The 14359-nt window shown below is 36.9% G+C and carries 13 protein-coding genes and 1 pseudogene; 4 read left to right on the top strand and 10 right to left on the bottom strand.

The features are described 5' to 3' along the window. Positions 1-46: 46 nt before the first annotated feature. The 8 genes and pseudogenes from EGI26_RS09755 to pcaH all read right to left on the bottom strand — a co-directional run bounded on the left by EGI26_RS09755 (position 47) and on the right by pcaH (position 6872). Positions 47-406, bottom strand: coding sequence for a hypothetical protein (locus EGI26_RS09755; protein WP_255077947.1), 360 nt, complete (start codon positions 404-406; stop codon positions 47-49). Between the two features lie 95 nt (positions 407-501). After that, positions 502-1848, bottom strand: coding sequence for a 3-oxoacid CoA-transferase (locus tag EGI26_RS09750; protein WP_255077946.1), 1347 nt, complete (start codon positions 1846-1848; stop codon positions 502-504). Between the two features lie 64 nt (positions 1849-1912). Then, positions 1913-3124 carry a 4-hydroxybenzoate 3-monooxygenase gene (locus EGI26_RS09745; protein ID WP_255077945.1) on the bottom strand — a complete coding sequence of 404 codons (1212 nt, stop codon included), beginning with the start codon at positions 3122-3124 and terminating at the stop codon, positions 1913-1915. 27 nt (positions 3125-3151) lie between these two features. After that, the gene (pcaC, locus tag EGI26_RS21310; RefSeq protein WP_409035361.1) at positions 3152-3553 is read right to left on the bottom strand and encodes a 4-carboxymuconolactone decarboxylase; all 402 of its coding nucleotides are present in this window, start codon (positions 3551-3553) and stop codon (positions 3152-3154) included. Then, positions 3548-4330: pseudogene (pcaD, locus tag EGI26_RS09740) on the bottom strand (3-oxoadipate enol-lactonase); the annotation flags it as partial. The gene pcaC and the pseudogene pcaD, both read right to left, overlap by 6 nt. Continuing rightward, on the bottom strand, positions 4323-5633 hold the full coding sequence (pcaB, locus tag EGI26_RS09735; RefSeq protein ID WP_255077943.1) for a 3-carboxy-cis,cis-muconate cycloisomerase: 1311 nt from the start codon (positions 5631-5633) through the stop codon (positions 4323-4325). The pseudogene pcaD and the gene pcaB, both read right to left, overlap by 8 nt. A gap of 4 nt (positions 5634-5637) precedes the next feature. Beyond that, positions 5638-6162 carry a protocatechuate 3,4-dioxygenase subunit alpha gene (pcaG, locus tag EGI26_RS09730; protein WP_255077942.1) on the bottom strand — a complete coding sequence of 175 codons (525 nt, stop codon included), beginning with the start codon at positions 6160-6162 and terminating at the stop codon, positions 5638-5640. A 2-nt stretch (positions 6163-6164) separates the two neighbouring features. Further along, positions 6165-6872, bottom strand: a complete 708-nt coding sequence (pcaH, locus tag EGI26_RS09725; RefSeq protein ID WP_255077941.1) for a protocatechuate 3,4-dioxygenase subunit beta — start codon at positions 6870-6872, stop codon at positions 6165-6167. Between the two features lie 236 nt (positions 6873-7108). Between pcaH and EGI26_RS09720 the strand changes: the two genes are divergently transcribed. The 3 genes from EGI26_RS09720 to EGI26_RS09710 all read left to right on the top strand — a co-directional run bounded on the left by EGI26_RS09720 (position 7109) and on the right by EGI26_RS09710 (position 10507). Further along, complete coding sequence (locus tag EGI26_RS09720; protein WP_255077940.1) at positions 7109-7981, top strand: AraC family transcriptional regulator; 873 nt, start codon at positions 7109-7111, stop codon at positions 7979-7981. Positions 7982-8048: 67 nt separating this feature from the next. Beyond that, a complete protein-coding gene (locus EGI26_RS09715; RefSeq protein WP_255077939.1) occupies positions 8049-9356 on the top strand; it encodes an MFS transporter in 1308 nt (435 codons plus the stop codon). Continuing rightward, positions 9353-10507, top strand: coding sequence for a glycosyltransferase (locus tag EGI26_RS09710; protein ID WP_255077938.1), 1155 nt, complete (start codon positions 9353-9355; stop codon positions 10505-10507). Before EGI26_RS09715 ends, EGI26_RS09710 begins: the two co-directional genes overlap by 4 nt. On the opposite strand, the gene EGI26_RS09705 is transcribed toward EGI26_RS09710, so the two are convergent. Continuing rightward, positions 10469-11470 carry a hypothetical protein gene (locus tag EGI26_RS09705; RefSeq protein ID WP_255077937.1) on the bottom strand — a complete coding sequence of 334 codons (1002 nt, stop codon included), beginning with the start codon at positions 11468-11470 and terminating at the stop codon, positions 10469-10471. The genes EGI26_RS09710 and EGI26_RS09705 overlap by 39 nt on opposite strands. Next, the gene (locus EGI26_RS09700) at positions 11470-12861 is read right to left on the bottom strand and encodes an MBOAT family protein (protein WP_255077936.1); all 1392 of its coding nucleotides are present in this window, start codon (positions 12859-12861) and stop codon (positions 11470-11472) included. The genes EGI26_RS09705 and EGI26_RS09700 overlap by 1 nt, the downstream gene beginning before the upstream one ends. 98 nt (positions 12862-12959) lie before the next feature. On the opposite strand from EGI26_RS09700, the gene mnmE reads away from it, so the two are divergent. After that, positions 12960-14291, top strand: a complete 1332-nt coding sequence (gene mnmE / locus EGI26_RS09695) for a tRNA uridine-5-carboxymethylaminomethyl(34) synthesis GTPase MnmE (protein ID WP_255077935.1) — start codon at positions 12960-12962, stop codon at positions 14289-14291. Positions 14292-14359 lie beyond the last annotated feature (68 nt).

The following is a 14359-nucleotide window of genomic DNA, read 5'->3' as shown; positions in this document are numbered from 1 at the left end:
TAGCTAGGTACCAAAGAAATATTGATTCCTTTGGTACCTAATGACCTCATTTCTTTATTTTATTACCAAAAATATACAACCAAATAAGCCTAGAAAGTCTAAAATTCAGAGGAAAAAGAATTATCATAAAAGCTATGATAATCAAAAGATTAGCATAGTCGAAAATCTCATTCCCAAACGAAACACAAGCAAATATCACCATCAAACCCTCCAAACTAGCCAAACCATAGCTTACAAACATGGCTCCCCAATAGAAACCGTTTTCAGGAAAAAAATTATAATTACAGTTTGGACATTTCTGGTTCATATCCGTTAACTGCAAAAATGAAAACAAATTTCTATTGATAAAAATATGCCCTTTTTTACAATCTGGACATCTGTTTTTAAATATATGAATTAGAGACATAATGAGTTTTTTATAAGACAAAATTAATCTTTTTACTCCAAAGCTGATATTTAAATGATTTATTAGAAAATCAAAACAGATTTTTCCGACCGAAATTATCTCAAATCGATAGCAAACTTCGCACTGGTTTTTGCCTGAACTTCCTCCAAAGTAGCGTTTGGAAGCAAATCTACTAATGTTAACACGCCATCGGGATAAGAAAATACAGCCAAATCTGTAATGATCATATCCACAACACCTGATGCGGTAAGTGGCAACAAACACGAAGGAACAATTTTCGGTGAACCGTCAGAATTGGTGTGCGTCATGGTAATGATGAGTCGTTTGGCTCCTTTTGCCAAATCCATAGCACCACCTACACCCAAAAGAGGTTTTCCAGGAACAGCCCAGTTGGCGAGATTTGCAGCTTCGTCGCACTCCAAACCACCCATAATGGCCACATCTATATGCCCACCACGAATCATAGCAAAAGACTCTGCACTATCAAAATAACTACTTCCTAGCAAGGGAGTTACAGGTATTTTCCCAGCATTTACAGGGTAATTCATTGCTCCTCCCCCATCAGTTGGCACAGGACCAACGCCCAACATTCCGTTTTCAGTATGGAGTATAATTCCGTGTTCTTCTGTAATTAAATCCGCCACCAAAGTCGGGATTCCGATTCCCAAATTTACTACATCGCCTTTTTTTAACTCCGCCAATGCACGTTTTGCCATGTTCATTCTCACTTCATCCACTTTTTTTGAAGAAGATACTGATGCTGAAGTGCCCAAATCCTCCAGCGTAAGTGTTGCTTGGACTAAATAATCTACAAAACAGCCTTGCGTATGGATATTCTCAGGGGCGATTTCGCCTACTGGAACAATTTCTTCTACTTCTGCAATGACCAAATCTGCGGCAGTTGCCATAGCTTTATTAAAGTTATTTTCGGTCATACGGTATTGCAAATTTCCTGCGGTATCTGCTCGCCAAGCACGAATGAAAGCTACATTTCCTCTTATGCCTTTGATGAAAACTTGCTCTACTCCGTCAATAATTTTGGTTTCGCGGCCTTCGGCTATTTTTGTTCCAGCAGAAGTTTGGGTATAAAAACCGCCTATGCCCGCTCCACCTGCTCGAATGGCCTCGGCGAGTGTACCTTGCGGCAAAAGCTCGGCTTCTACCAATCCCGATTGAACGGCCTTGACTGCATTTGGATTTGAGGTAAAAAACGAACCAATTATTTTTTTCAATTGCCCATTCGCCAACAATCTATCGCCACCCAAACCAGGCTCGCCAGTATTATTTCCAATAAATGTCAAATTTTTAGTATCAGTCTCTGCCAAGGCATGCATCAAATGCACAGGATTGCCTGTCATCCCGAAGCCTCCTTGAAGGAGAATGTCTCCGTCTTTTACAAATTTAACGGCCTCAACTAAGCTCAAAACAGGTACTTTTTTCATAAACTTTTTCCAATCAATTCTTTAAAAATATATAGTTCATACTTCTTCCTTTGCTATTTTGGCACTAAAAAACATCAAAAGGCAAACCCACATAGTTTTCCGCAATCGTTTTTTGATATGCTTCCGAAATCCTCAGGTAATCAAATTTTGATTTTTGTAATAGCTGCTCAAAACTTCCATTTTCGGCCTGTTTATGGCAGAAATAAGTCATGAAATTTGAGAAATCTTGTACCCTCCAAACCCTCGCCACACATTTTTCAGAATAACTTTTTAGCAATTCATCGCTTCCGTTTTTATAAAATTCAGTTACACCTTTTGCTAGATTTCGAACATCCGCCACTGCCAAATTTAAGCCTTTTGCACCCGTTGGAGGCACGATATGTCCAGCATCACCTGCTAAAAATAATCGCCCAGCTTGCAGATTATCAATCATAAAACTCCGCATAGGAGTTATACTTTTCTCAAAAATATCACCTTTATCTAGCTCTATCCCTAATCTATTTTCGAGTTCTGCCCAAATTTTTTCATCCGTCCAATTCTCTATTTTCTCATCGTTAGGAACTTGCAAATACAACCTGCATACTTTTTCTGAACGCATGCTTGCCAAAGCAAAACCTTCATTGTGATAAGCATAAATCAGTTCGTCATAATTTGGTTTTGAATGTGCTAAAATCCCCAACCAACTAAACGGGTACTCTATTTTGAACTCATTGTACGTTTCTTTAGGTAGAGTTTTTCTACCTAAGCCATGAAATCCGTCTGTACCTGCCACAAAATCGCAATTCAAAACTTTGTTTTCACCCAAATGAGTAAATGAAATACTCGGTTCGCCAGTCATGAAATCGTTAATTTCTGTGGCCTCGGCCTCAAATAATATCTCAATATTTCTATCAATACAGGCTTGAATCAGATCTTTTACCACTTCTTGTTGACCATAAATAGTCACTTCTCTTTGGGTATGTTTTTGAAAATCAATTCGTTGAATCACTCCATTGTAAGCAATATAACATCCATGATGCACTAAGCCTTCTTTGTGCAACCTGTCCGCCACACCCAGTTCTTCAAAGACTTCAACCGTATTATGCTCCAATAAACCTGCTCGCACTCTGTTTTCAACATATTCACGACTGCGATTCTCAATTATAATGCTCTGAATTCCTTGTTTTTGAAGCATTAAAGCCAAGGTGAGACCAGCTGGACCAGCTCCGATAATTCCTACTTTAGTCTTTATTGCCCCCAAACCCCCAATGGGGGCTTTTTTTTCTTTATCTTTCATACAATTAGATTTATACTTTTTTAGTTATTAAATTCCCCCATCGGGGGTTAGGGGGCTAAAAACTTCCAGTGCCAAGTGAAAGGCATCATTGGCGGCTGGTAATCCACAATACAAAGCCGATTGCATGATCACTTCTTTGATTTCATCCGCACTAACTCCGTTATTAAATGCAGCTTTTACATGCATTTTAAACTCAGCTGGGCGATTTAGTGCTATCAGCATAGCCAGAGTGATTAGGCTTTTATTGTGTTTGGACAAACCCGGCCTTGTCCAGATTTCACCCCAAGCATAGTTTGTGATAAAAGACTGAAAATCAGCATTAAAATCATTGATTTTACTATTGGCTTTATCTACATGGGCGTCTCCCAAAACACTCCTTCTAACATGCATTCCCCTATCAAAAGTGTTATTTCCAACAAAAAAATCAATTAACACCGATGCATACTCTTTCGGTAGTTCGGTAGCGGCTAAATGTCGGGCATGAAGCACTTTTAAAGTAGCATTAAGAATATTAGTCGCCAAAAACTCAGCGTGTTCTACATTTGTAACTGGATCTTCATCGCCTGTAATTACCAAGGTCTCTACACTCAATTTTTGTAACTGTTCTCTAAAATCAGCATCACGAATGGCACAACAACAGTTTGAATACCCTTGAACATCACTGCGTAAAAACATGGCTTTTGTTTCAGCAACTTTTTCAGGATTTTGCCTTCTAAATTCTTCAGTAAACCAACGCTCCATTGTATCATCGACAATGGCCTGCATTCCGTCTTTTGAGATGGTCTCTATACGGCTATTCCAACGCTCATCATTACCAATTTTTGCTCCGGTGTTACTCAAAACTATCTTTATGAAACGATTCGGGTGATGTATTCCTAAATATTGCCCAATCAAACCACCCATAGAAAGACCGCAGAAATAGGCTTTTTCGATACCAAGTTCATCCATAAGCTGGATTACGTCTTCTCCAAGTTGTCCTATAGATTTTTTATGCTCGGGTAGAAAAACCAAACTACTTCCGTGGCCTCGGGTATCATACTGCAACACCCTGAAATAGGGCAACAAATAAGGAATCAGCTCATCCCACATCATCATTTCTGAACCCAGTGAGTTAGAGAAAATCAGTACTGGGCTATTTGGTGTTCCTTGTATTTTGAAAGCCCCTTTACCCCCAGTAGGGGATTTTGAAACATTATTATTATTCATACTTTTTTAATATCGCATCCACAATTTCTACACTATTTCCAATAGAATTTTCAGGATTAAATAGTTCATCCAAACTCTCTATTTCTGTACTGTTTTCAATCAAAATTTCTTTCAAATGTCTGTTTTTTGAAACTGCCGCTTTGCAGGCCTTTTCAACCAGTTCGTGAGCCTGAATTTTTCCAATTTTTGAAGCCAAGGCCAACGACACATTTTCAGCAAAAATTAAACCTTGTGTAATTTCAATATTGGCCAACATTCTCTTTTCGTCAACTTCCAATCCTCCAATCAACTCCGTAGTTTTTTCTAAACTTCCAGCAGTCAAAAGCATAATTTCGGTCAAAACCTCCCATTCGGCATGCCAATTACCTGCCGAACGCTCTTGTTCCTGAAGCATTGATGAGAGCATGCTTCCAACCAAATGAGGAACTCTTGTGGCGTTGGCCAAAATAGCCGCACATGTAACAGGATTCCTTTTGTGCGGCATGGTACTCGAGCCACCTTTTCCCTCGGCCGCTCCCTCAAAAACCTCTCCCAATTCAGTTTGCATCAGCAATGAAACGTCTTTGGCTATTTTGCCCAATGAGCCTGTCAAAATGCCCAGCTTACCTGCCAATTCATTGATATTATCTCTTTGAGATTGCCAAGAAAATGAAGGATTTAAGCCTAAAATTTGGGCAAATAAATTTACGACCTCATTAGAAATATTCTTATTTTGACTTCCAACAGCTCCAGAAAGCTGAACCACCAGAAGCCTTTTTTTCATTTCATCGATTCTTTCAATTGATCTACAAAGGCCTTCTAACCAAGCACTAGTTTTGAGACCGAATGTGATTGGGCGAGCTTGCTGCAAAAGCGTCCGGCCTACCATCACTGTCCTCTTGTACTTTTCAGTGATTTTCATCAACTCAATCTTCAAAACGGTAAGTTTATTCTCTAGCCAATTCAAATACTGAGCTATTTGGAGTATAGAACCCGTATCCACAATATCTTGACTGGTAGCACCAAAATGGACATACTTCGAGGCCTCAAAGTCTTGATTTTTTACAACCTTTGTAAGTTGCTGCACCAATGGAATGGCTGCATTACCACCAAGTTTAACCTCCTTTTTAAGTTTATCAATATCGACAAAATCAATGCTGCAGCAATTAGAAATAACATTGGCAGATTCTTTTGAAATAATGCCAATTTCTGCCTGTGCTTGAGCCAAAGACGACTCCGCAACCAGCATTGCAGCTATAGTATTTTCGTCTGAAAAAAGCTCATTTACCTCAGAAGAATAAAAAAGTTGGCTGTATAAACTCATAATTTCAAATGTCAAAGAAAACTGTTTCGCTGTCGCCCTGCATGTGGATATCGAATAAATAGTAATTATCCTTTTTCTGAGCTATCAAAGTTCTTCTTCTATCATTGTCTATTTGATTTAGAACTTCATCTGTTGCATTTGTAACTTCATCAGAAAAATAAATTCTTGTATATGAATGGATCAATTGGCCACGCATAAATAAAATCACAGACAAACAGGGGGCATTTCCAGCAATAGATTGCGGTTTTTTGGTTTTAAAAACAAAGCCTTTATCTTTTTCAGTACCCGTACCGAATCTCCCAAATAGGTTATTTTGATTGTCCCAAATCTCCAACATCGCATCCGGAATCACATTTCCTTCTCCATCAAAAACTCTTCCTCGAATAGTAATCGAGTCATCATCTATCGAAACCAACTCATTGTTTGCCAAGCTCTTAAAATCATATAAATATTGCTCTGAAGTAAGGCCATAGGCAAAATAAGGTCCGACTGTCTGAGATGGCGTTTGTTTATACATGTTATTGCTCATAATTATATTTTTTCAAATGGTGTAGCATTATGTCCTCTCAAAACAAAATCAAAACGATATCCCAATGCAAAATCAGGCTCGGTAGCTTCAAGGTCAAACCTTGAAATCAACAAATCTCTTCCTTTTGGAGGAACAGCCAGAAAGATCGGATCATGCTGCAAAAGTGGATCGCCAGGAAAATACATTTGTGTCACCAATCTGTTAGTAATATTGGCACCAAACAACGAAAAATGTATGTGATTTGGTCTCCAGGCATTGTAATGGTTTCCCCAAGGATATGCTCCGGGCTTGATGGTATAGAACTTATAATTGCCGTTCTCATCTGTCATACAACGACCAGCACCTAAAAAATTAGGATCAAGAGGAGCATCATGCTGATCTACTTTATGAACATATCTCCCGCATGAATTGGCTTGCCAAATCTCTATCAATGTATGTGGAATAGGCTGCCCGTTTTCATTAAAAACTGTTCCATGAACGACAATTCGCTCGCCTAATGGCTCCCCATTTTTTATTGAATTCTTTGTTAAATCATGATCAAATTCACCCAAATTAAAGTCTCCGAAAACTGGCCCCGAAAGTTCGGCCAATGATTGTTTCAACAACACCAAAGGCTTAGTTGGTGCCCGAAGAATAGTTGACTTATAGTCTGGCGATAATCTAGGAGGATGCACCTCCATGTCAAAAGGATTATATATCAATTGACTCATAAATTTTGAATTTAAAATTGAACGATGACACAAATGTATATTGAAAGTATAATTTATTCTTGGACTAATTAAAATATAATTTGTACTTTTATAACATAATTTTAGCTGTAAAAATATACAAATTAAGTAAACAAAATTAAATTCAAACCAAAATAACAGAATAACTATTGATAAACAATACTTTATAGCTTCAAAAAGCATCAAAAAAATGAAATTAACAAAAGCACATTTATAACATGAAAGCAAAGCTCGTAATATTCAACGGACTTTATGGCGACAACCATTATAAGCCCATTCTTGAATTCATCCACGCAGAGCCCTTAGAGTCGAGAAGTAAAATGTATAATTGGGAAATTAACGAACATTTGCATACCGACTTGGCTCAGCTTTTTGTTATTGAGGAGGGATCTGGAATTCTAATTTCGGAGAAAAAAGAGACTATAGTTTCAGGCCCAAATATCATTTTTATTCCTACAAATACGCTCCATGGTTTCACATTTCAAGATAATATAAAAGGAGAAGTAATTACTTTTGCTGATTTTTTTATTGAAAACAACTTTAAGCAAAACCAGAAAATCGTCTTTGAATTAAGTCATTTACAATGTTTTAACTTTGAAAAAAACAATGCACTTTTTGAACAAATAAATACACTTAAAAAAATGATAATTAAGGAATTAAACGAAGAGAATGCTGAAAAACGTATCTTCATCAACTCTTTGTTTCAAACAATATTCTTAGCTATTTTCAGGTTAAATCAAATACAAAAAAAAGCCGTTAAAGTAACTGACAACAAAACTTTAAAGTACTTTCAAATTTTTCAGAAAAGCATAAAACAAGGTTTTTCAGAAACCAAAACGATTAGTCAGTATGCAAAAGAAATAGGAATCACCACCATGCACCTGAACCGAGTCTGCAGGAGCGTTTTAGACAAATCACCCATTCAAATAATTCACGAGCAATTAATTATAGAAGCTAAAAAATACCTCTTAAACACATCCTACTCCATCTCTGAAATAAGCTATTTCCTGAATTTTAATGATCCAGCGTATTTCACAAGATTGTTCAAGAAAAATGTAGGAGTTTCGCCGAGCGATTTCAGAAAAACTTAAAATTGATTTTTATTCTTAATTTTGTGACAAAGCTTTTTTTATATTGCCTAATATTTAAACCCTATACATGAATTTTATAAACAACAAAAAAATCTGGAACGCATGGTCAATGTATGATTGGGCAAATTCAGTGCATAATCTGGTCATTACTACTGTCATTTTTCCGATATATTACCATGCAACAGCAGTCGGAATTAATGGCAGTGACAAGGTCTTTTTTTTCGGATTCGAAGTCAATAACAACTCATTATATAGCTTTACAATTTCGGCAGCAGCGTTAACATTGGTCTTTCTTTCGCCCATTCTTACTTCTATAGCGGATTATTCTGGCAGAAGAAAAATGTTTATGAAGTTCTTTTGCTATTTAGGAGCTGCTTCGTGTGCCTATTTTTACTTTTTCACGAAAGAAAGCCTCAACAGCGTAATGATAGCTTTTGGGCTTTCTATAGTTGGTTGGGGTGGAAGTATCGTGTTCTATAACTCTTATATACCGCAAATTGCTACCGAGGATAATTTTGACAAATTAAGTGCCAAAGGCTTCGTTTTTGGTTATATTGGCAGTGTTATACTGCTAGTTTTCAATCTTTTAATGATTCTTAAACCAGAACTTTTTGGACTATCAGAGGCTGATTCTAAATCAGGATTAACTTCAAGAATTGCCTTCTTAACAGTGGGTATTTGGTGGTTTGGATTTGCACAAATTCCTTTCTACTTTTTACCCAAGGACAATAGCAAAAAATTTGAACTTAGTTGGGTAAAAAAAGGAATTAAAGAACTTCGATCAGTAATTATAGAAGTCAGACAAAACAAAATTTTAACCAAATTCCTTACCGCCTATTTTACATACTATCTTGGTGTAATGACGGTGATTTACGTAGCCACTTTATTTGCTGAAGACGAACTCAAAATTCCACGAGATGGACTGATAGCCACGCTTTTAGTTATACAGTTGGTGGCCATTCCTGGTAGTTACTTGGCATCATACTTGTCTCGGAAATTTGGCAATTCGGTTGCCCTTAGAATTCAAGTTTTCATTTGGTTTTTGGTGCCGCTAGGAGCCTATTTTACTACAACTGCCACACAGTTTTATGTCATAGCAGGAATGGTGGGTTTAGTAATGGGCGGCATCCAGTCACTTTCTCGTTCTACCTTCGCCAAGTTGATACCCGAAGACATCAAACACACAGCCTCGTACTTTTCGCTTTTTGATATTTTAGAAAAGGCATCTATTACCACCGGAACCTTTATTTTTGGATATCTCAATGCCGTAACCGGCAGCATGAGAACCTCTATTTTATTCTTGATGGTGGCTTTTTTTATAGGATTTTTACTTTTGATGCGTGTACCATCCAAAACAGTTTATCACGATAAATGAGGATTTTAATTACGGATTTAAACATAAAACTGGATGGGCATAAATTTGGCTATGTCATCAATTTATTGAAATACATTGAAGGTTTAAGCACTGAAAATGAGTACTTTATTTTAGTGAATTTTTCAACAGAATTTAAACTTGAAACGATCAAAACAAACATTAAAATTCTCACCACTACTGAGGAACAGCAGCTTGTCATTACATCACAAAAGCACTATTTCCAAAAGTCTGCTGAAGAATGGAAAATCATACACCACGAATGCGTCAATAACAAAATCAACCACCTGGTTTTGATGGAACTCGACCCTTATCAGGTTGAAATAGGCAAGACAAAAACGACTTACAGTATTGCGGGTATTTGGTTTAGACCGTACGCAAGAATGCAAAAAGAAGGCCCAGGATTAAGGAATCAAATCATATTTTGGAGAACCATTTTACAGAAAAAATTGACCATCAAATGGGCTTTGGTGAATAAAAACTTAAAAAAAGTATTTATTCTAAATGACGAAGCCATGCCGAATTGGTTAGATAGTCGGCGATACTTCTACCTCCCTGACCCCTATTTTGAATACAAATTGCTTGAAAATTTCAACCTTCGAGATAGATATAAAATCCCGAAGGAGAATTTGATTTTGCTTCAGTTTGGCAACATGGACGAACGCAAAAACAATGAAAACATAATAGCAGCCCTGAATAGTTTAGATGATATAAAAGCACAAAAAATCACTTTGGTCATCATCGGAAAGTTCAAAGGCGGCTATCTGGAGAAAATCAAGAGTTTAATTCCTCAGAATTCAAAATATCAAACTATTATTAAAGACGAATTTGTGAGCGACGAAGAAATGGAGTCTACTTTTGAGCAGTCAGATATAATTCTCAGAATGAACATCAACTTCTTTGGTTCAAGTGGCATTGTTGGCCAAGCCGCAAACCACAACAAGCCCTGCATAGTATCCAACAACGGCGTAATGGCTGAACAAGTCGAAAAGTATAAACTTGGGAGCATCATAGACCCCTATGATATCAGTGCGATAAAAGACACGATTATTTTCTATCTAGAAAACCCAAAAGAAAGGGAAATTGATGGCACTTTTTACAAACAAACGCATGATTTAGAGGCTTTTGGAAGCATTTTGCTGCGTATTCAGTAATTTCTCATTTACTTTATCGACCCATATCTGCTGCCCTTCACAATTCCAGTGAGAATCACCTTTCAAGTACAGATTCTTCTTCAGAAAGTCCTGGTAAACACTTATGGTAGGCATTTTAAGGCTGTTATTCCCTTCAATTTTTTCAATCAAATGATTGTATTCACCCAAATCTTGGGCTAAAATACTGGTCTTATTCGGAATAATACTTAAATAAACCTCATCAAATCCCAAGCTTTTGTAATAATCATAAGTAAGATTAACATTCTTGACCATAAGTTCTATTTCGCTATCCTCAATTCTGTCAAAACTACTGCTGATTCCAGGATTCACATCCAAATAATACAGTAAATGCCCATTGTAAAGCTTTACTTTATCATCAGTTTTACCAAAAAGCCAGAGATTTAATTGAGCTTTGATTTCTCTAATTTTCATCATAAAGTCCGAGCCAAAAAGCAGAGATTCATGCATCTGAGTATTGTACGGCACATTGATACCCAGCAATTTTTCCTCTAAAGTTTGGTCACTTACAATCTCCTTTCCTGTAGCAATATCCCAGTTTTTCCAGGGCTTTTGAAAACGTTCTCTAAAATGCCTCTCTACTGTCTCAATTACCAATATTTTCTTGCCTGGCAAGAGAGCAAATCCTTTGTTAGGTTCGGCCACAAAACCTCTAAAATAGTTTTCAGTTGCAAAATTATCACCCTCTAATCTGCCATTTTCTGTAAAACTGTCTCCTGCCAAATATAAAGCTACATTGAGTTTCTTACTGGTGAAGTCTTGATCACATTTTTCTACTTTGACTCTAAATTCTCCCAAATTCGCCAAACGATACAAATCCCCATAACGATAGTCATCTTCAACAATATGGTGGTCATAAGCGTACTTCGAGGCAGTTTTAGAACAACCCAAAAACCAAAGAAATGCGAACAAAATGAGCGTGGAATATTTAAGTATTTTCATCATCAAAATTGGAAATAAATAAATTGATTAGAAGAAAATATACCGAAGAAATAGCAAACCAACAGTAAGCCTACAAATTTGGCATAAAACATAGGTGTGTTCGAGGTTTTTATTTCTCTCATAAAAATGTCCTTCAGAAATAAAATCAACATCAAAATCCAGCAAAAAACAAACTCGTTAGTAGTGAAAGGCATAGAAAAGCTGTCATAATTTCCAAAATTAAAAATTTTAGAGAGGATTATTTTAGCATTATACAATCCTTTTGCTCTAAAAAACACCCAAGTAATCATGACCAATACAAAAGTGAAAAGTATGGAAAGAAACGTATTTTTCGGCAACTTAAATGGCAAATATTTATCTCTCATTATAGCTAAAACCAGATAAATCCCGTGTAAGGCTCCCCAAATAATAAACGTCCAGGCAGCTCCATGCCACAAGCCGCTAACTGTAAAAACTATCAAATAATTGACATACAATCTCCCAGAACTTACCCTACTCCCACCCAATGGAATATACAAATAATCTCTAAACCAAGTAGATAGCGAAATATGCCAACGCCGCCAAAACTCTGAAATACTCCTGGAAAGATATGGAGCGTTGAAGTTCAACATGAGGTCATAACCCATCGTTCGGGCCGCCCCGATGGCTATATCTGAATATCCAGAAAAATCACAATAGATTTGAATTGTAAAAAATACAGTAGCCAAAAGCAAAGTTAGACCCGAAAATTGGGTGGGATTGTCGTAACAATAATCCACCATAATCGACAGTCTATCAGCTATGACCACTTTTTTAAACAAGCCCCAAGCCATAAGCATCAAACCCGACTTGAGTTTTTCAAAATCAAACTTAAAATAAGTATGAAACTGTGGTAAAAGATTTTGCGGACGTTCGATTGGACCAGCAACCAGCTGTGGGTAAAACATCACATAGAGTGAATACACTATGAAGTTTTTTTCTGGCTTTTGATTTCTTCTATAAACCTCAATAGTATAACTCATCGCCTGGAATGTGTGAAAAGATAGACCTATTGGTAAGTCGAAGGGATAATCATGAAAAGGATTTTCTGTACCAATAAGTCCAAGAGCAATAGAAATATTCTTGTTTATAAAATTCCAATATTTAAAAAAAGCTAAAAAACCGACATTGGTAATGAGACTCAGAATCAGCAACCATTTTCGTTTTTTGCCCTCTGACTGACTAATCCAAATGCCGGCAAAGTAATCTACTACAATAGTTATCAGTAGAATAAAAATATAAACGGGCTTAAAAACCAAGTAGAAATAACTACTCGCCAAAAGTAGAAGCCATACTCTACCCTTATGCCTTAGGGAAAAATACAGAATGGTAACAACTATATAGAAAAAAACAAATTGAAGGGAATTAAAAAGCATAAATAGGCTTCAATGGGTTTGATTTAAGTTCAAAATTAATTGAATTGTCTCAATAAAAGACCTGTTTTTGAGTTATTTTTGCACAAAAATAAAAGCGTTTGAATCAACAAGAAACCATTTGTGCTTTAGCTACTCCTCAGGGTATCGGTGCCTTGGCCATCATCCGAGTATCTGGGCCTGAAACTTTCAAGAACGTCAATAAGATATTCAAGGGCGTGGATTTGGAAAAAGCCAAAGCCAATACTGTGCATTATGGAAAAATAATGGACGGTGATAAGATGATAGACGAAGTACTGGTAAGCGTTTTCAAATCGCCCAAAAGTTTTACCAAAGAAGATTCTGTTGAAATATCAACCCACGGAAGCGAATACATTGTTCGATATGCACTTAAACTACTCATAAAAAGTGGTTGCCGTATGGCAAACCCTGGAGAATTTACGCAAAGAGCATTTTTGAATGGCCAATTTGACCTTGCACAAGCCGAGGCCGTGGCCGACTTAATTTCCGCAGACTCTGAAGCCTCGCACCAAATAGCCATCAACCAGCTAAGAGGTGGATTTTCTAAAAAATTGGCCATTTTAAGAGAGAAATTGGTACATTTTGCCAGCTTAGTAGAACTCGAGCTCGACTTTGGCGAAGAAGATGTAGAATTTGCAGACAGAGATGATTTGCGAGCCTTGATAAACGAACTTCAAAGTCAGCTAGAGCCACTTATTTCATCATTTGAAAGTGGTAATGCTATTAAAGAAGGAATTCCTGTGGCGATCATCGGAGTTCCGAACGCAGGTAAATCAACACTTTTAAATGCCCTTTTGAATGAAGAAAAAGCAATCGTAACCGATATAGCAGGCACCACCAGAGACGTCATTGAGGACATAGTTTTTATTGAAGGTCAAAAATTCAGGTTTATCGATACGGCTGGAATACGTCATACAGAAGATATCATAGAATCCATGGGTATTGAACGTTCCAGAAAAGCGATGCATTCGGCTAAAATTATAATCTTTTTGTTTGATAATGAAGCAAATAAACACTTTTTAGATCAACTCGAGAGAGAAACCACAAACGCAGATATTCTTTGGGTTCAAAACAAAATTGATCTCAATGAAAAATTTGATTCGAATGTTGATGTGAAAATTTCGGCTAAAAACGACTTAGGAATAGAAGAACTAAAAAAAGCTTTGGTAGCCAAAATAAAACTCCAAAGCAGCCAAGACACCACAGTAACCAACCTCCGCCATTACGAACACCTCCTAAAAGCCAACGAAGCACTTACGGAAGTACTGAGTGGCTTGGATTTAGGCATAACTGGGGATTTTTTGGCTCAAGATATCCGGCTTTCGCTACATCATTTAGGAGAAATTACAGGGACAATAACTACAGAAGACTTGCTGGCTAACATTTTTGGGAAGTTTTGTATCGGAAAGTAAGAATTCAATGATTCAAAATATGATGCTTTTTCGATTAGATAGTAAAAATGGTATTATATATCTTAGAT

The sequence above is a fragment of the Lacihabitans sp. CCS-44 genome (assembly GCF_024343735.1).
In the GTDB taxonomy this organism is placed as follows: Bacteria; Bacteroidota; Bacteroidia; order Cytophagales; family Spirosomataceae; genus Leadbetterella.
Note: the sequence above shows the minus strand (reverse complement) of the source record. Positions and strands in the feature narration are given on the sequence as shown.